General features: G+C 32.4%; 17 protein-coding genes and 2 tRNA genes. 18 read left to right on the plus strand and 1 reads right to left on the minus strand.

All coding sequences use genetic code 11. The features are described 5' to 3' along the window. Window positions 1-85 precede the first annotated feature (85 nt). The 7 genes from AB6B24_RS00600 to AB6B24_RS00630 all read left to right on the plus strand — a co-directional run bounded on the left by AB6B24_RS00600 (window position 86) and on the right by AB6B24_RS00630 (window position 5,329). Window positions 86-397, plus strand: coding sequence for a sigma factor-like helix-turn-helix DNA-binding protein (locus AB6B24_RS00600; RefSeq protein ID WP_311803032.1), 312 nt, complete (start codon window positions 86-88; stop codon window positions 395-397). A 158-nt stretch (window positions 398-555) separates the two neighbouring features. Continuing rightward, the gene (locus tag AB6B24_RS00605; protein ID WP_311802981.1) at window positions 556-1,338 is read left to right on the plus strand and encodes an alpha/beta hydrolase; all 783 of its coding nucleotides are present in this window, start codon (window positions 556-558) and stop codon (window positions 1,336-1,338) included. A gap of 599 nt (window positions 1,339-1,937) precedes the next feature. After that, window positions 1,938-2,297, plus strand: a complete 360-nt coding sequence (locus tag AB6B24_RS00610) for a YxeA family protein (protein WP_311802980.1) — start codon at window positions 1,938-1,940, stop codon at window positions 2,295-2,297. A gap of 260 nt (window positions 2,298-2,557) precedes the next feature. Further along, window positions 2,558-3,199, plus strand: coding sequence for a hypothetical protein (locus AB6B24_RS00615; protein ID WP_311802979.1), 642 nt, complete (start codon window positions 2,558-2,560; stop codon window positions 3,197-3,199). 3 nt (window positions 3,200-3,202) lie between these two features. After that, window positions 3,203-3,946, plus strand: a complete 744-nt coding sequence (locus AB6B24_RS00620) for a type II toxin-antitoxin system antitoxin SocA domain-containing protein (RefSeq protein WP_311802978.1) — start codon at window positions 3,203-3,205, stop codon at window positions 3,944-3,946. A 404-nt stretch (window positions 3,947-4,350) separates the two neighbouring features. Continuing rightward, window positions 4,351-4,776, plus strand: coding sequence for a universal stress protein (locus AB6B24_RS00625; RefSeq protein ID WP_311802977.1), 426 nt, complete (start codon window positions 4,351-4,353; stop codon window positions 4,774-4,776). 492 nt (window positions 4,777-5,268) lie between these two features. After that, a tRNA-Ser gene (locus tag AB6B24_RS00630) sits at window positions 5,269-5,329 on the plus strand. 169 nt (window positions 5,330-5,498) lie between these two features. On the opposite strand, the gene AB6B24_RS00635 is transcribed toward AB6B24_RS00630, so the two are convergent. Further along, window positions 5,499-5,870: a membrane lipoprotein lipid attachment site-containing protein gene (locus AB6B24_RS00635; RefSeq protein WP_311802976.1), complete on the minus strand. Its 372-nt coding sequence runs from the start codon at window positions 5,868-5,870 to the stop codon at window positions 5,499-5,501. 1,368 nt (window positions 5,871-7,238) lie between these two features. Between AB6B24_RS00635 and AB6B24_RS00640 the strand changes: the two genes are divergently transcribed. The 11 genes from AB6B24_RS00640 (at window position 7,239) to AB6B24_RS00690 (ending at window position 18,966) form a co-directional block, all read left to right on the plus strand. Next, a tRNA-Leu gene (locus AB6B24_RS00640) sits at window positions 7,239-7,322 on the plus strand. Between the two features lie 329 nt (window positions 7,323-7,651). Beyond that, window positions 7,652-8,767: an AI-2E family transporter gene (locus AB6B24_RS00645; protein WP_029344361.1), complete on the plus strand. Its 1,116-nt coding sequence runs from the start codon at window positions 7,652-7,654 to the stop codon at window positions 8,765-8,767. A 121-nt stretch (window positions 8,768-8,888) separates the two neighbouring features. Continuing rightward, window positions 8,889-10,226, plus strand: a complete 1,338-nt coding sequence (locus AB6B24_RS00650) for a hemolysin family protein (protein WP_311802975.1) — start codon at window positions 8,889-8,891, stop codon at window positions 10,224-10,226. Between the two features lie 216 nt (window positions 10,227-10,442). Continuing rightward, a complete protein-coding gene (pflA, locus tag AB6B24_RS00655) occupies window positions 10,443-11,237 on the plus strand; it encodes a pyruvate formate-lyase-activating protein (protein ID WP_003130318.1) in 795 nt (264 codons plus the stop codon). A gap of 205 nt (window positions 11,238-11,442) precedes the next feature. Further along, window positions 11,443-12,387, plus strand: a complete 945-nt coding sequence (locus AB6B24_RS00660) for a manganese-dependent inorganic pyrophosphatase (RefSeq protein WP_003130319.1) — start codon at window positions 11,443-11,445, stop codon at window positions 12,385-12,387. Beyond that, window positions 12,387-13,184, plus strand: a complete 798-nt coding sequence (locus tag AB6B24_RS00665) for a DUF1803 domain-containing protein (RefSeq protein ID WP_311802974.1) — start codon at window positions 12,387-12,389, stop codon at window positions 13,182-13,184. Before AB6B24_RS00660 ends, AB6B24_RS00665 begins: the two co-directional genes overlap by 1 nt. A gap of 28 nt (window positions 13,185-13,212) precedes the next feature. Next, on the plus strand, window positions 13,213-14,454 hold the full coding sequence (gene pepT / locus AB6B24_RS00670; RefSeq protein ID WP_003130321.1) for a peptidase T: 1,242 nt from the start codon (window positions 13,213-13,215) through the stop codon (window positions 14,452-14,454). A gap of 279 nt (window positions 14,455-14,733) precedes the next feature. After that, on the plus strand, window positions 14,734-16,257 hold the full coding sequence (gene yjeM, locus AB6B24_RS00675; protein ID WP_311802973.1) for a glutamate/gamma-aminobutyrate family transporter YjeM: 1,524 nt from the start codon (window positions 14,734-14,736) through the stop codon (window positions 16,255-16,257). 321 nt (window positions 16,258-16,578) lie between these two features. Continuing rightward, the gene (locus AB6B24_RS00680) at window positions 16,579-17,277 is read left to right on the plus strand and encodes a LytTR family DNA-binding domain-containing protein (protein ID WP_195936403.1); all 699 of its coding nucleotides are present in this window, start codon (window positions 16,579-16,581) and stop codon (window positions 17,275-17,277) included. A gap of 151 nt (window positions 17,278-17,428) precedes the next feature. Continuing rightward, complete coding sequence (locus AB6B24_RS00685; RefSeq protein ID WP_195936404.1) at window positions 17,429-18,712, plus strand: radical SAM protein; 1,284 nt, start codon at window positions 17,429-17,431, stop codon at window positions 18,710-18,712. Between the two features lie 11 nt (window positions 18,713-18,723). Next, the gene (locus AB6B24_RS00690) at window positions 18,724-18,966 is read left to right on the plus strand and encodes a hypothetical protein (protein WP_311802972.1); all 243 of its coding nucleotides are present in this window, start codon (window positions 18,724-18,726) and stop codon (window positions 18,964-18,966) included. The last annotated feature ends 142 nt before the right edge of the window (window positions 18,967-19,108 follow it).

Genomic DNA, 19,108 nt, shown 5'->3' on the forward strand with positions numbered 1-19,108 from the left:
AGTCCCAGAGATGGGCAGTGGTATAATAGTACAGGAAAGTATCTCTAATTGTGGAGGTACTTTTTTGTTTAAGAGGGATAACATGATGAATGAAGTTAAATTCAATATTAGGCTTTATTTTACGGGCGGGATGAAACGCTTAACGGATAGGATAGACAGCACAGACAACCTCACACCACAGCGCATTGTATTGAATGCAATGACAGAGCTGTTTGATTCATTGAGTGAGGATGAGATAGAGATGATCAGGCTTAGGTACATGAAAGGATTAACACTATCAGAAGTCGCAAGTCGTTACTCGATAAGTGAACGTACTGTTAGAAATCATACCAATCCAACCGTTAAGCAAGTGAAAGAAATTATATCTAAAGCTAAAGTTTTAAATAAGGAACCTTAGTAATAGAAACTTATATCAAAAAAATGTATGATAATAACATTAACAAATAGGAGGAACTAAAAATAAAAACAAAAATAAAAACAAAAACAAAAACAAAAACAAAAACAAAGACAAAGACGAAGACGAAGACGAAGACGAAGACAAAGACTATTATTGTAATGACAGTGATTTTCCTCTTTTCACTAATAATATTTTATAAACCTACAAAAAACACAGCCGAACAAAAAGTAAATAGCACACAAGTTCCACTTATTTTAATACCAGGTACCAATGGGGACGGAGATCGATTTGATAATTTTATGAACATGATAACGAAGAAGATTGGGAAGAGAGACATTCTAAAAATTAATGTTAAGACTGACGGCACTACAGAATGGACATCTTCTTTAACCAAAAAATCTATTGCTCCTTTTATTGTAATAAGCTTTTCCGATAGTTCCGAAAAAGGGGTAGAGAAACAGGCAGAATGGACTGATATAGCTATGAAAAAAGCTCATCAGCTCTATTCTTTCAATTCTTATAATGCATTGGGGTATTCAAATGGAGGGTTAGTCTGGACAATATACTTGGAAAAAATGATACAGAAGTCAACATCACAAATGAAAAACCTTATCACATTGGGTACACCATATAATTATCTTGATTCAAATGCCAACCCTTATCCCAATAGTTCTTCGTTAACCGAAACAGATATGTTAAGACGCATGATAAACAAAAAAGGGAAAATCCCTCATATCTTGCGAATGATCTCAATTGCAGGAAACTATAAGAATAACGGCGATGGGGTTGTACCTCTCACTAGTGCACTTTCAAGTAGTAAAATATATAAGAATCAAGCCAAAAGTTATGATGAAAAGATTTTTTATGGGATTAATGCAAGGCATGGAAAATTAATTGAGAATTATCAAATTATTGACTATATCTCAAATAAAATATACTAACCCTCCCCCGTATATTTTTACAGGGAAAGCACACACATAGGTCTCATCTTATATCAAAACCCAATTTTGAAAATTTTTATATAGGGGGGGTCAAAACACTAAAACATTGATTTAATCACGTTTATAGGCAAAAAAAGGGAAAAACACTTCCCTTTCTTGCCTTTTTTTAGAGTCGTTTAGTACTAATAATCGTTGGTAGCGTGTCTCACAAATAGATTTAGCTTATTTCTCTCATTTTTGGTGGGTAACTTTTAGGGGTCAATTATCCTCGATATCCTTATGGTTGAGCCATTCTATCTCAGAAAAAAGTTTTCAAAATTGGTCTGTGATGCAAGAAAACAGTATGTGTATGCTCTCTTAAGTCTTATTTATTGGCAATTATTGGAAAAAAGGAGAAAGAAATAAAAATGTTGTAAGAATATACTCTAACGTGGAGGTACTTTCTTTTATTCATAAAATTTAGGATTACTACTTACGGTCATGATAAATGAATGCAGATAAATTATAAAATAAACCCCTGACTTCGGTCAGGCTTTTTTTAGTGAAACACTTATAAAATGTTATACTTTAAGTATCGAAACATTTAGAGGGATAAAATAATGAAAAAAATATTTTGGGGTTTAGTTGCTGTATTAGTAATAATTATTGGGGCTGGTTGTGTTTGGTATAAAGTAAATTATGGGACTGCTCCATATTATGTTCAACTAACACAAGATGGTAAGAGCGAGAAAATAAATTACAATAACGGAACTTCAGGAACTCTCTATCGTTATAATTTAACAGGTTACGACAAAAGTGGAAAAAGTCAACAGGTAAAATTGATAGAATCCCGAATCCTCAAGCATGATGCATATCTAAAAGTAGCATACAGTAAGAAGGAAAATGTGATTAGCTGGGAGGAAGTAAAAAAATCAGAAGTACCAGTAGCGGCTTTGGAAGAATTAAATAATAGAAAGTAAATCAACCCCGCTTCGGCGGGTGTTTTTTTGTTTAGAATAGGGGTGTATTTTACAGAAAACTTTCTCGAATGTTACTTTTAAAAAATCGAGACGGTTTGTATGAAAAATTATGATATAATGATCAATTGGTCTTTTTGTATTGACAGGAGCTCGTAAAAAGGTTATAATACTTATATAATGAGAGAATATATCTATAGAACATAGAACGCAGGTGACAGATGTGCTACTTGTGTATTTTTATATTTTAGTGGAGAGAGAAAGTGGATCAGGATATTGACTCATGTTTAGAGGTAATTAAAATTGTATATGAAATCAATGCTATCCATAAAAAATTTTCTCTTGATAGAGCAGATTTTTTAAACAAGAATCTGACGAAAACAGTTAGATCGGTTGTAGGTGCTGCAGGAATTAATAATGATTTTCTGTTACAGATAAATAAATATAAGTCAGAATTAAATGCTAATTTTATTAGTTTTTCAGAAATACAAAGTAGTGTACCTATAAGATATAGAATTAAACAATCTGAGTCCATTAATGAGAAATTACTTTATTATATGAGTGAAGCTCACCTATTTGGTAAGGTACCATTAAATAAATGCTTGAATGATTTTCTAGGATTTAGAATACTGGTAGATGATTTAGATGTTATTTATAATTCGTTGGAAACAAATGATGATTTGAAAACCATTGTAAAAATGTACTTAAGAGAAGATGGCGAATATAAAGGTTTGCATATATATTTTAAGAATGGGAATAATCGATTTTTTCCTTGGGAACTACAAATTTGGGACATTAACCAATCGGTGCAAAATGAGTCATCTCATCAAAAACATAAACAAAAACGTAAGTATATATTATTACCTCAAAACTATCATGACGGAAACTTAGAAAAGGAGGAATAACTCATGTATCAACACTTTATATTAGTTGCTAGTTCATATACAGAAGGTACAAGAATTGGTTTTCATTTATCAGCAGAGAGTCAAATAGAAAAAAGTATCATAGAAGATAAGATGAAAAGGATTAGTCAAATTAACCGTGAGGATGTAGGCGTTCATTCCCTAATTACCGAAAGTTCAAGTTGGGAGAGCGTAATTAAGTTAGATTCCTTCTTTAAAGATGTGATGATATGTCAAAGCTTTGATGAATTTGAAGCGGCTCTGGCATTTGATTCAAAAATTACGGCTATAGATATCGCTAAATTCTTTTTAGCAGTTAAACCCATGTCTCATCTAAAAATACAAAAACTAGTCTACTTAGCTTATAAAGAGTATCTTTCTAAGTACAAATTATCATTATTTGATGAGAAAATTGTTGCTTATAAATATGGCCCTGTAGTAGAGGAAGTGTATCAAAAATTTAAAGAATATGGTGCAAGTACAATTAAAATAGATGATAGTACAGAATATATTTTAAAGGATATACATTTACCACAGGCTATGGGAAGAATGCTGTTGGCTAAAGATGTAGAAAAAATCGTCCCTACTTTATTAAAAATAATTGAAGATTATGGTGATTTTAGTGGGGGACAATTAGTTGACTTTACTCATTCAGAAAAAGGACCATGGGAAACAGTTTATAAACCACATTTAAATTGTGAAATAACTGATGAAGTTATTCTATCTCATGCGGAATATGAAAAATTATAAATGATTTGTTTCTCGCCCTCCGGGGCGTTTTTCTTTTGCAAAAAAATCCTACTAGCACCGGACTAGTAGGATGATTTTAATAATGAAGGAGGTGGGAATTGAACCCACTAAATAAAAATATTCTCCCAACCATTTCGGGTTTCCTTCTTAATTGATAGTTTAAGAATACCAATAAAAGATAGCGTTGTCAAAAGAAATGCTCTAAGCGTTATTGGCATATTTTATTTTTGTTTGATTTAAGAATGAAGTAGTATAATATGAATATTCCAAAAAACTTTTCATAAGTTTATCCTAAGCGTCCCTCTCCTAACTGGGGCGCTTTTTAATTCTAATGTTTGCAAACGCATTCAAAAAATGATAGAATAAAATTGTGAAAACAATAACATTTACAGGAGGTGCCTGAGATGAAAGATGTTTACAAGAAAATTTTGGTTCCAGTTGATGGTTCTGCCCCATCGAAAGAAGCAATCCATGAAGCAGTTGCAATTGCAAAAAGGAATAAAACTTCATTATTTATTTTACATGTTAAAGATGAAACAAGACTCCGTGGGACTCCTTATGCTTTAGCAATTAATTTAGATGATTTAGAAACTGAATCCAAAGCAATTATTTCTGAAGTTGGGGACTTGATTAATGGAGAAGTTGAGTTTGAAATCCATACCTATACAGGAAATCCCAAAAAATATATTGTTAAATTTGCTGAAGAAAATGCAATAGATTTAGTCGTGATTGGGTCGAATAGTAAAAAATTAGTAGATCGTATTTTGGTAGGTTCTACAACTTCTTATGTTGTTGAAAAATCACCATGCAATGTTATGGTTGTAAAATAATCTTCTATAATTATTGACAAAATCTAATCAGGGAGTTATAATAAGTTACCCTAAACAATCTTTGAGAATTTTTGCTGATAAAATGCTCAAGATAAAACTCCTAAGCGCCTAATTACCCTAGGCGCTTTTTTGTGCTACAATATATTTGGGATGATTGCGGGATTTCATCCTATTTCTAAAGTTAAGCTGCTCTTCGGAGTGGCTTTTTTCAAATAAAAAAACTCTAGTCGGATGACTTCAAGGAGTCCAACTAGAGGATGATAGTGTTAGTACAAATTCAGAAAAAATTTCGTATATACAAAAAATAAGAGGTACTAACAATTTAAATATTATCAATTTTTCAGACAATTGTCAATTATTTATAGTAGTATGTTATAATATATTTAGTGGATGAGAAATTGATTTCTTTTACAGTATCTTTGATAATCTGCAGTTCCATCCACATATATCTAATATAATAACCAAGATATGTGCTGCAGATTGTCATATTTCGGTTCTTTAGCTCAGTTGGTAGCTAACCGTTCGGTCGATGGTTCGAGTCCAGCAAGAACCATAAATATATAGTAGAAACTCCTTAAAAGGAGTTTTTTATTTTGACTCTTTTGTGCGTTTTAACAATAAAAAAATACCAACGAAAGGTTGGTATATATGAATTATTGATATATTTTATAAATAAATCACTGTTCCTCTTTACAACAAAAAGCAGGGATTGATCCTATCTTTTAATATTGTTTTTTAACAAACTCCACTGCATCAGTAGTCCCTAATGTGCCATCTTTACTTACTTGTTGAAATTTTATATGGCTCTTATCAATTGGAGTGATATGAAATTCAATGCCCTTCTTATCAATAAGTAGAATTTCTTTACTATCTTTATCATCTATATATTCTTGTGAACATTCAGCGATAGGATGCTCTTCATCTCTAATTTCCCAGTCATTTTCATCTTGTTTAATGATAGTGTAAGTTACATTCCAGTCCTTACTATACCAGTCGCCTTGTAACCAATCCGAACTATCTTCTCTAGTTTGACAACCACTTAATACGATTAAACTAAAACCTAAGGCTAAAATTGTAAATAATATTTTTTTCATATTGTTCTCCAAGTATATTTTTAAAAAGAATATCAAAATGTAAATGATTATGCAAGGTATTTTAATCAAAACAATATTCTTTAAAAAATAACGTGATGGTAATATAATAATTCTACGAGTAGTATTTTAATAGTGTTTCAGGAAGCACCTTTTGGCGAGGTTGTTTTTCTTGTTTAATATACTTTATTAAAACTGTTTAAAGGATTGACAAGTCTCAATGAGAGCGTTATAATATCTATATACTGCTGTGACGCCATTTCTTATCTAGAAGTGGCGTCCTCTTATTTTGGAACAAATAATTAGTAATATATTTTTTTTAATAGTATATTTGTATTAAAGAGGTCACAGTCTCTTGTTATTCATAGCTATAGAAGTCGTGCGCTGCGGGTTCTATTTTATTTACAAAACAATAAGATTATGGTATACTGACAGATGACTTTCTAGAGTTATCGCTCCTTATTTGGAGCGTTTTTCTTTACAACGAAAGCAGTAAATTGTATAATAATCTTACCTTTTACATTAAGGTTATAAATAACTCCCAAAGCATCGTTCTTGACTAAGTGACGGTGTTTTTTATTTGAAAACGAATACAAAAAGTAGTAGAATGAATTCATCTTACCTATATAAGATGACGTCTGCCCTTAAACAGGGCTTTTTGTTCTAGTTAAGGAAGTAGATATATACTATATTTACCCAAAAATATATAATTTTTCATAAATTTACTCTTTAGCATCTCTCTCCTAACTGGGACGCTTTTCTTGAAAAAAACAAAAGGTAACGCTATAATTAGTTACCATAAATAATCCTGAGTATTTTAATCCATGAAATACTCACTGCATATTTTCCTAGTCGCCTCACCATCGTGGGGCGTTTTTTGTGCTATAATATTATTGGACATCGATGAAGAGTTTTACTCTCCTCATTAGCTGCTCTTCGGAGCGGCTTTTTTTATATCAAAAAAGCACTAGCATTAAGCCAGTGCCGAAAAGTGATTAGAGCAAGGTATGAATAATATAGTGCGGAACTAGATTAACTTGCAATAACTTTTATAATATTATCAATTTTATGAACAATTGTCAATAATAATATCTTATAATGTATTCGGGATGTTTGTGAGATTTCATCCTATTTCTAGAGTTTAGCCACCCTTCTGAGTGGCTTTTAAAATATAAAAAGACCGCTAACCCAGCGCTAGCGGAATGTAAACGTATTCCAAGAAATGGATAAGCCAAATCTTTTACCTACGAAAGTAATAATATCAGAAAAATTAATCATAGTCAAGTTTTTTGTATGCGTTTACTTATAATGTATTAAGTTCATACTATGCTATAATAATAGTGTCTCCGTTTAGTGTCTAGGCGGAGATTTGCTCGAATGGCGGAATTGGCAGACGCTGCGGACTTAAAATCCGTTGGTTATTAAACCGTGAGGGTTCAAGTCCCTCTTTGAGCATAGTAAAAAAGCACTAAACAAGTGCCTAGTCATGATTCTCAATTTTACGCACGGCGGTGCAATGAATAATTTTTGTATATTTTTTTAACAGAGTTTTTAACAGCGTTACGATATTAAATCAGGTTAATTTAAATAACTTGAATTTTTGTTTGAATGCCTTTGTAGCGCAGTAAATCAGTTTATGGTATTATAGATAGTGTCCAAGTCATAAGCCTTGGATTTATTATAATATAAATAGTCTAAAAATAGCAGAAATAAGTTATTTAAAATAACAATTATTCAATCATTTATTTTAAGAAAGACAAAAATATATTAAATAAAGGAAATTTATGTTCAAAAATAGTAAATTATTTTTCTGGACGGTGGAAATATTAGCGGTAACCTTGTTAATTTTTCTTTTGTCTCAGATTGGCTTTGTGTTTCAACCGATTAAAACATTACTGACGCTCTTATTTGTTCCGTTTATTATTGCAGGCTTTCTATACTATGTTTTCAATCCGGTTGTTACATTTATGGAAGAAAAACTTAGAATAAAAAAAGTTTTAGGGATTTTTATTGTTCTCCTATTAATTTTGGGAATGATTATCTTTGCGGTTGCTTCAGTCATCCCAAGTTTAATCACACAGTTGACAAGTTTAATTAGTGCAACTGGAAAAGCTTATCCACAAGTTAAGACGTGGATTGAAGGACTTCAACATAATCCACGATTCGCCCAAATCTACGACCAACTTGATGTTAACAGTCTTGTAGAAAAGTTAAATATTTCGTATACTGATATTTTGCACAATTTGTTAAATAGTATCACGGTTAGTGTTGGAAGTATCGTTGGTGTCATTACAAGTATTGTTATGGTGATGATTCTGGTACCAATCTTGCTTTATTATATGCTAAAAGATGGTGAAAAAATTATTCCATTTTTGAAGGAAAATGTTTTGACCGAAGATAGATTGAATATCTTTGAACTACTTGAAAATATGAATCATACGATTTCACGTTATATTTCAGGGGTTGCGCTTGATGCCTTGCTTGTCTTTATTGTCGTCTTTATTGGTTACATGGTTCTTGGAATTCCTTATGCCTTTCTTTTCGCACTCTTTGCTGGAGTAACGAATCTCATTCCTTATGCGGGACCATATATTGGTGTTTTACCAATGATAGTAACGGTGGCCTTTAATCGACCAGTAACAGCACTTATTGCCGTTATCTATGTGCTTGTTTTGCAACAGCTTGATGGTAATCTAGTTTATCCTAAAATTGTGGGATCAGCCGTTAAAGTTCATCCAGTAACCGTTATGATTCTCATGTTAATTTCTGGAAGTTTGTATGGAATTCTAGGAATGATTATCGCTGTTCCTGCTTATTGCTTAGTCAAAGAGATTGTTAAATTTGCCAATAGCCTTTATAATAATCATAAAGCCGAACAAAGAAAAATTATTTCAAAATGAGAACAAAAATATGATATAATAATTCTATCTAAATTGTTAACTCTCATTTTCATTAAATTTGAGTTGGCAAAGTTTTGAGTGTTAAAAATAAACACTATAATATTTTTCTCAAGGAGCACTAATGTCAAACCCTGATCCCGAGAGTGTATCGATACTCTTGCAGATTCTTTTACTTATTTTTTTAACAGCTTTAAATGCCTTCTTTTCAGCCAGTGAGATGGCCATGGTCAGTCTCAGCCGGACGAAAGTAGAACAAAAGGCTAGCGAAGGTGATAAGAAATATATCAACCTTGTTAATATCCTTAATCAACCAAGTAATTTCCTCTCAACGATTCAAATTGGGATTACTTTGATTAATATTTTAGCGGGGGCTAGTTTGGCCGAAGCCTTATCTTCACGTTTAGCTCCACTGTTAGGTGGAACAGCTCTAGCTAAAACTTTGGCTCAAATTATTGTTTTAGCTGTCTTAACTTATGTCTCACTCGTATTTGGTGAACTTTATCCGAAACGAATTGCCCAAAACCTCAAAGAAAAATTGGCCTTAAGAGTCGCACCACCTATCCAATTTTTGGGAAAAGTGATGAAACCTTTCGTTTGGTTTTTGGCAAGTTCAACAAATTTCTTAAGCCGATTGACTCCAATGAAATTTGATGATTTGGATGAAGGGATGACTCGAGATGAGATTGAGTATTTACTCAATACAAATGATGAAGCACTTGATGCTAATGAGCGTGAAATGATTACCGGGGTGTTCAGCTTAGACGAGTTGGTTGCGCGTGAAATCATGGTTCCAAGAACGGATGCTTTCATGATTGATATTAATGATGATTCGCGTGAAAATATTACCGCTATTCTAAGTGAAACTTATTCACGGGTGCCAGTTTATGATGATGATAAAGATAATATTCTGGGAATTTTACATGTGAAAAAACTTTTAAGATATTCTTTTGACCATGGTTTTGATGATATTGACTTACGAGAAATTCTTCAAGAACCTTTGTTTGTTCCTGAAACAATCTTTGTTGATGACTTAATGCGTCAAATGCGTAAAACTCAAAATCAAATGGCTGTATTATTAAACGAATATGGTGGTGTTGAAGGCGTAGTTACCTTAGAAGATTTACTGGAAGAAATCGTTGGTGAAATTGATGACGAAACCGATATTGCTGAAGAAGAAGTCTTCAAAATCGGTGAAAATCTCTATGTTGTCCAAGGGAAAATGACCTTGAATGACTTCAATGAAGAATTTGATACACATCTTGAAAGCAATGACGTTGATACAATTGCAGGTTATTTCTTAGCGACAACTGGTAAAATCCCAGCCAAAGGACAACAAATTGTCTGCAAAGTGGACAATGAGGAAGACCATTTTTCACTGACAAGTTTAGAAGTCTCTGGAAAACGTGTGGTTAAACTTCGTGTTGAATTTGATGTCGAACCAGAAGAAACAGAAATTTAAAAAATTACTGACAGAAATTCTGTCAGTTTTTTTATAGAATAAAACTGATAATTATTTAGATAAGCCCTTACATTTAGGTACTGACAAGAAATAATTTACTAAAAATTTTTACTGACAGAGCCCTTGTCATTAACTTTTACTGACAGAATTTGATTTGATAAAATCAATGAATTGCGGTATGATAGGGGTGTGAAATAGTGTTTTGAATTGGAGAAGATGATGTCAGAGAATATAGATGAACTTAAAAAAGTTACTGGACTGATTCATTCAACTGAATCTTTTGGTTCTGTTGATGGCCCTGGGGTCCGTTTTATTATTTTCATGCAAGGCTGTCGGATGCGTTGCAAGTATTGTCACAACCCTGATACTTGGGCATTAAAGTCAGATAAAGCGACAGAGCGTACCGTAGAAGATGTCATGGATGAGGCACTTCGTTTTAGAGGTTTTTGGGGAGAGAAAGGTGGAATTACCGTTTCTGGTGGTGAGGCGCTCCTTCAAATTGACTTTGTATTAGCTCTTTTCAAATATGCAAAATCTCTTGGTATTCATACAACACTTGATACAGCGGCTCAACCATATTTGACTGATAAATATGTAACCGAAAAAATTGATGAATTACTAGATTATACCGACTTAGTATTATTAGACATTAAAGAAATAAATCCAGAACGACACAAAGAATTGACAGCTAATAAAAACGATAATATTTTAGCTTTTGCACAGTATTTATCAGACCGTGGTAATGCAATGTGGGTTCGTCACGTTCTTGTTCCTGGTGAAAGTGATTTTGATGAAGATTTAGTTCAATTAGGTGAATTTGTAAAAACTTTAAAAAATGTCTTGAAATTTGAAATTTTACCTTACCATACAATGGGCGAATTTAAATGGCGTGAATTAGGTTGGAAATATCCGCTTGAAGGTGTGAAACCTCCAACAAAAGATCGCGTTCATAATGCTAAAGAAATCATGAATACAGAATCTTATCAAGATTACTTAGAACGTATAAGATAAAAGAATAAAAAATGAATTTGAAGTTATTCAGATTCATTTTTTTGTTACAAAACGAACAATCGTATAAAATCAGTCCTAAATGAAAATGAAAATGTGCTTAATTAGCCATTTTTTGGTATAATTTAAGGGATGATAACCCAAATAATTTTTAGTTAAAACTAGAAGTTTAAGTGGGAAATTAAAATTTTTAAAATGAGGTAAAAAAATGTCTGATAAAATACTTGTTTTTGGTCATCAAAAACCTGATACTGACGCTATCGGCTCATCATATGGATTTTCATATTTGAGCAACCACCGTCCAAATGGTGCCCTTAACACTGAAGTAGTTGCCCTTGGAACTCCAAATGAAGAAACACAATTCGTATTGGATTACTTTGGCGTGAAAGCTCCACGTGTAGTAAAATCAGCAAAAGAGGAGGGTGTGGATACAGTAATTTTGACTGACCACAATGAGTTCCAACAATCAATTTCTGATATTGAAGACTTAACAATTTATGGTGTAGTTGACCATCACCGTGTGGCTAACTTTAATACAGCAGCTCCTTTGTTTATGACTGTTGAACCTGTTGGTTCTGCGTCATCAATTGTTTACCGTAAATTCCTTGAAGCAAATGTTGAAATCCCTAAAGAAGTTGCTGGACTTTTACTTTCAGGTTTGATTTCAGATACTTTGCTTTTGAAATCACCAACGACTCATGTAACAGACCATAAAGTTGCTAAAGAACTTGCTGAAATTGCTGGTGTTAACCTTGAAGAATATGGACTTGCAATGCTCAAAGCTGGAACAAATTTATCAACTAAAACAGCAGAAGAATTGATTGATATTGATGCAAAAACTTTTGAATTGAATGGTTCAAATGTTCGTATTGCACAAGTTAATACAGTTGATATTCCAGAAGTTTTAGAACGTCTTTCAGATATTAAAGCAGCTATTAATGCTTCAATGACAGCAAATGGATACGATGATTTTGTCTTTATGATTACTGACATTGTTAACTCAAACTCTGAAATCATTGCTTTGGGTGCACATCCAGAAAAATCAGAAGCAGCTTTCAACTTTACACTTGCAGATGACCACGCATTCCTTGCTGGTGCTGTTTCACGTAAAAAACAAGTTGTTCCACAATTGACTGAAAGCTTCAATAAATAATGACTATTAAAATCTATAATGAAAATCGGCTGACAAGTCAGCCCTTTTTTAAAGATTTGATAGAATATTTAGCACAACATGATGAAGTCATGCTTAGACAGATTCATAAAGATTTTGCTGACGTAAAAAATATTGACCGGCAAATTGACTCATTTATTGCTGCTGGGTTAATCTTACGTTCTGATAAACGTTATTCGCTGGGCTTTCATGTTTTTAATGACAGTGAGTTTGATTGGGAAACTTTAAAAGACAAAATTGCTGAACCACAGAAAAACATCTACGAAGCTCCAATTTTTATTGAAAAGGAGTCACGGATTGAAAAGCTATTATCCCAAAGTATACTTTATCAATCTTTGACTAATCAAACGAATCAAGTTATCTTGAATTTCATGACATCTTTTTCTTACAAAGAATATCCACAGAATACTGAAATTCCACAATCACTTGCCAATTATTTTGATAAAGTGGCCAAAAATTTACCTTTAACTCCGCTTGAAACAGAGGTTTATCAAATGATTGGCGATGTTGACCCAGAATATGCGCTTAAGTATATGACTACTTTTCTTTTGAAATTTATGCGTAAAGAAGTTGTCAAATCTAAGTCGGATATTTTTGTCAATGTGCTGGAGAAATATAAGTATATTGAAAAAATTTCGGAAAAAGAATACAAATGTCTTTTGAAATTTTCAGAACAAGTGATTCCAGAGCAGAAATATGCTGATGCTAAATCTTTCATTATTGCTCAAATTCAACAAACCACAGCTATTGAGCCATTCATCTCACTGGGAGACAAATAGGCTATTAGAATAAATTTAAGGAGAACAAATGAAGTACGAAAAACTGTTACCACGTTTTCTTGAATATGTTAAAGTAAATACACGTTCAGATGAAAACAGCACAACAACACCTTCAACTCAAGCGCTCGTAGAATTTGCCCACAAAATGGGTGAAGATATGAAAGCCCTTGGTCTCAAAGATGTTCATTATCTTGAATCAAATGGTTATGTTATCGGTACAATTCCTGCAAATACAGATAAAAAAGTGCGCAAAATTGGACTTTTAGCTCACTTGGATACCGCTGATTTCAATGCAGAGGGTGTTAACCCACAAATTTTGGAAAATTATGATGGTGAATCTGTGATTAAACTTGGTGATACTGAGTTTACACTTGATCCAAAAGATTTCCCAAATCTTAAAAACTACAAAGGGCAAACTTTAGTTCATACTGACGGAACAACTTTGCTTGGTTCAGATGATAAATCTGGTGTAGCTGAAATCATGACTTTGGCTGACTATCTTTTGAATATTAATCCTGATTTTGAACACGGTGAAATTCGTGTCGGATTTGGTCCTGATGAAGAAATTGGTGTAGGTGCTGATAAATTTGACGTAGCTGACTTTGATGTTGACTTTGCTTACACTGTAGATGGTGGACCACTTGGAGAACTTCAATATGAAACTTTCTCAGCAGCTGGTGCAGTGATTGAGTTCCAAGGTAAAAATGTTCACCCAGGGACAGCAAAAAATACAATGGTTAATGCATTGCAATTAGCAATTGACTACCACAATGCACTTCCAGAATTTGACCGTCCTGAAAAAACCGAAGGTCGTGAAGGCTTCTTCCATCTTTTGAAACTTGATGGTACACCAGAAGAAGCAAGAGCTCAATATATCATTCGTGACCATGAAGAAGGTAAATTCAACGAACGTAAAGCTTTGATGCAAGAGATTGCAGATAAAATGAATGCTGAACTTGGTCAAAACCGTGTGAAACCAGTTATTAAAGACCAATACTACAACATGGCTCAAATCATTGAAAAAGATATGTCAATTATTGATATTGCTAAAAAAGCAATGGAAAATCTTGATATTGTCCCAATTATTGAACCAATTCGTGGTGGAACTGATGGGTCTAAAATTTCATTTATGGGACTTCCAACACCAAACCTTTTTGCAGGTGGTGAAAACATGCACGGACGTTTTGAATTTGTTTCTGTACAAACAATGGAAAAAGCAGTAGATACTTTGCTTGAAATCATTCGTTTGAACAATGAAGTAGTAAAATAAAAGAAAAAGAGAGAGTAATTAGTTTTTAAGCTCGATAATAAAAGAACAAGTCGCCCAAGAAGGTTTTTGATTAAAAATCTTCATGAGCGGCTTGCTTTGCGCTTATCTTATAATTTTCAGACTAATTGCTACTTTTCGATAACTTTCTGCTACTGTATAAAATATTATTCTGTTTCTAAATATTTTACTGACAACTTTGTTAGTAAAATTGAGCTATTATTCAAGACTTTAAAAATAAAATTGACTGATTATAAGTCAATAAATGTAAAAGGAAAGATTATGTCACAAAACACAAAAGGTAAACTCTCACTCGTAGGACTCTCGTTGATGATATTTACGACAGTCTTTGGTTTTGGGAATATCCCTGTCGCTTTCTACCAAATGGGCTACGGCGCCATTCCTTGGTATATTATTGGAGCCCTGCTCTTTTTCCTCCCTTTTGCCTTTATGGTAACGGAAATGGGTTCAGCATTTAAAGATGAAAAAGGAGGAATTTATTCATGGATGAGTGAGGCAGTTAACCCTACCTTCGCCTTCGTTGGAACATTCATGTGGTATGCTTCTTATGTTATCTGGATGGTAAGTGTTGCCAATAAAATTTTGATTCCAATGGTCAATTTGATTTTTGGTAACTCAACACACACCCCTTCATTACTTTGGATTTCAATTGCAGCTGTAGTTTGGATGGCATTGATTACCTTTATGGTTTCAAAAGGTGTGGAAACCATTAAAAAATTCACCTCTATTGCGGGGGTTGCCGTCCTTTCACTCAATGTTATATTAATTCTTGGTGCTGTTCTTGTACTTGTTGTTAATGGTCATCCAGCAACACCAATTAACCTTGCTGCTTTTACTTCATCTCCTAATCCAACTTTTGATGGTAGTATTGTTGCCTTTATTGCCTTTCTTGTTTTTGCCATTTTTGCTTATGGTGGGGTTGAATCAATTGCTGGTTTAGTTGACCAAACTCATGAGCCTGAGAAAAACTTCCCACGAGGAATCATCACATCAGCACTTATTATTGCTGTGGGTTATGCTGTTGCTATTCTTAGTGTTGGTTTCTTTGTTGATTATTCACAATGGATTCCAGCCATTAAAGATGGATCAATGAACCTTGGGACTGTTCCTTACATGCTTTTGCAAAACCTTGGTGAAGCAGTTGGTCATGCACTTGGACTTTCTACTTCTGGAGCAGATATGCTTGGTGGTATTTTCGCCCGTTATATCGGTCTTTCTATGCTTCTTGCTTACATGGGCGCTTTCTTTACCTTGACTTATAGTCCAATCAAACAGTTGATTACTGGTACACCAGAAAAACTTTGGCCTGGTAAATTAGGAAAACTTGATGAAGAAGGAATGCCAAAATTTGCAATGTGGATCCAATTTGCAATTGTTACCTTAATTATTGTTTTGAATTTCTTGACTTCACAAGGTGGAGCAAGTCAATTCTTCCTCATTTTGACTTATATGGCTAATGTTTCTATGACTTTGCCTTATCTCTTCATCGTTATTGCTTTCTGGTACTTCAAGAAGAATAAAAATATTGCTAAACCAATTGAGTTCTTTAAATCAAACTTTGTTGTGAACTTCTTGACAATTTTGGTCTTGGTTGTTGTTGGTGGGGCTAACTTCTTCACAATTATTCAACCAATTGTGAATTATGTTCAATTACCAGCTGTTGACCAAACTGGTAAAGCATTATCTGAAATGTTGACATCATTTATTTCAATGATTGGTGGGCCACTTATCTTTGGTGTAATTGCCTACTTCATGATGCGCAATTATCGAAAGAAAAATAATTGAGTATAAGATTATTTTGACAAAAATATGTTTTCAACTTTATCAACCTATGAGTTACAGAATAAAAAAGCGACCAGAAGTTTCCATATTATTTTGCTTGCAAAATACTTTATAGAACTCTCTCGTTTTAATGAAATGAATCAAAATCTCTTTCTTTTTTGAAAGGGATTTTATTTTCAGTCAGAAACATATTTTACAACATAGTTTTTATTGCTTAACTTTATTAGTCCAACATATTTGACGCCGTCAGTAGTTGTTAAAAAATTGAAAAAGGGATATAATTATAATGCAACCGATTGCATTGGAATATTTAGGAGTAATATTATGAAGACATATAAAATGGCTGTTTTTGCCTCTCTTAAAACGACTTTAGAAATTTGTAACTCTTTAACCTTAGTAAATAATAAAAAAATTATTTTCATGACTTTTGACTCAAAAGAAAATTTTTTGTTTGAATTGAAAATAAGTTTAGATATTGACATGATATTTTGGGAACCAACAGAAAAATGTAATTATTCATTTTTGTCACAAATTAGACAATATAATAAATCAGCAAAAATTATTATACTATCAAAATTAAAAGATAACAGCATTCATCTTCAAGACGGAGGTAATTCTGTTTACACTATGAATGTTGAACAATTAATAAATTTAGATGTTCTATTTAATCAATTATTGTCGTTTACGAATAGTGAAAGTGATGACAAAGTCATCATTAACGGTATGACTTTATTTCCTATGGAAATACTATTTATAGAAACTTACTGTGAGCATAAAAATTGTGTTATTGTTCATGATGATAAAACAAAAATAATAAGAAGTCCTCTAGCATATTTTGATCATCTAAGAGACTATCTTGTAAGGGTTGATCGTTCTCTGATTGTAAATTTGAATAAAATAGAAAAAATAGATTTTCAAAAAGCAGTAGTATGTTTTGAGGATAGTAATGAAGTAGCAAGTGTGTCGTTTAGTAATATCAATAAGCTCAAAAATCTTTTTGAAAACTTTACAGATTTTTATTGAATGTCCGTCATAACTCAATACAACAGTATTGAGTTTTCTTATGGATAACTCTTTGAAAATATCCCAAATTTTTTGAAAACATCCCAAATATATTGCAAAAAAAGTAGATTGTGATATCATAAACTTATGTAAACGGTTACAGGAGGTTCGCGTGTTGTTAAAGACGTCAAAGTTTAATCTTGTTAAGAAAAAGGAAGATGGAATTGTTGTTTTTAATACCTTATCAGGGAAAAAAGAATATAACAAATTCGATAAATCAATTGTAGAGATTCTAAGTAAGAAAAACAGGGATATTGATAGTACGAGTCAAGACTTAACTGATTTGATAGATGACGGTATTATCGTAGATAGTGAAATTGATGAATTTAAAAAAGCTGATGAGGTTTATCAAAATATCATGAGTTCGAAAGTTTTAGAGTTCACTATTATAGTGACGGACGATTGCAATTTTAAGTGTGGTTATTGTTATCAAGAAAACCGAGAATACATTTATATCGAGGATTCTGTTTTGAATGGGGTATTGAATTATATCCGTCAAAATGGCAAAAAATTTAAAACTGTTCGAATTAATTGGTTTGGAGGAGAACCCCTTCTTGGAATAGATAATATTATAAAATTTATGGAACAGTGTAATTCAATCTGTAAGTCATTAAAGATATCGTTAATTAGTGGAATGACAACTAATGGCTACTTGCTTAGTGTGGAAAATTTAAAAAAATTACTTTCTAATAGAGTATTTCTTTACCAAATTACTTTGGATGGTTCTAGGGAAACACATAATATGTTAAGACCTCATAAAGAAAATGAAGATTCTTATGATAAGATAATAGAAAACTTGAAGGAAATAAGTCATGAAGTTAACCGTTATTATGAAGTCGTCATTAGAATTAACTTAACGAAGTCCATAGTTAATCATATGGAAGAGTTTATGAAAGATATTGAGTTTATGAAACTAAATAAAAAAATTTCATTAAACTGTCAAAAAATGGGGAATTATGGTGGAAGTTCTATAAAGTTATTAATGAGTGAGATGATTAACAATGCTGATTTTATAAAAGCTCATGATACATTAGTAAATCATGGATTTCGTGTGAATCAACAACCGGTAGCGCAAGCTGGAGCTGGATTATGTACTGCGTGTAAACCCAATTCCTATTATATTGACCAAAAAGGGAATATGTTGAAATGCTCACTAGCAATTTATGATACGGAGATATCAAGTTTGAATAAAGTAGGTACTATAACAGAGAATGGGGATATGGTCATTGATGAAAAAATGGAAAAAGCATGGATTCAGAGAGAGATTCCGGATAAACAATGTCATAGTTGTAAGTTTTATCCAATTTGTTTTAACCATTATTGTCCTTTTAGAAGACTAAGTAGTGGTAAAAAGATTTGTTATGGCTATCAAAAGGCGACTATAGATTCATTATGACTGGAGAAAAAATGTACGATACACAAAAAATTGAGGGAATTAGACAGATATTTATTACAAATGGAATAAATATTGAATATGGTGAAGAGGATAAAATAATAGACTTAGACTCTTTAAACTTTTTATCAATAATGATAGATTTAGAAGATTTTCTAGGTGTTGCGCTTGATGATAATGAAGCACTCTTTAGTTTAGATTATGATACGGTGACATTCAATAAAATATTGAATTGCATCGAAAGTTATATTAAATAATTTTAGATAGTCTTTTTCAGATTCACTGAATAACTATTATGGAAGTTCAAGAAGAGTTTTATTTGTAACAGAAAAAAATAAAGAAAGGAGATATATCATGCGTAAACTTGTTAAAGGTCAAAAATCTAAAAAACATTTTGCA

The sequence above is a fragment of the Lactococcus sp. AK05 genome (assembly GCF_041026685.1).
GTDB lineage: Bacteria > Bacillota > Bacilli > Lactobacillales > Streptococcaceae > Lactococcus > Lactococcus lactis.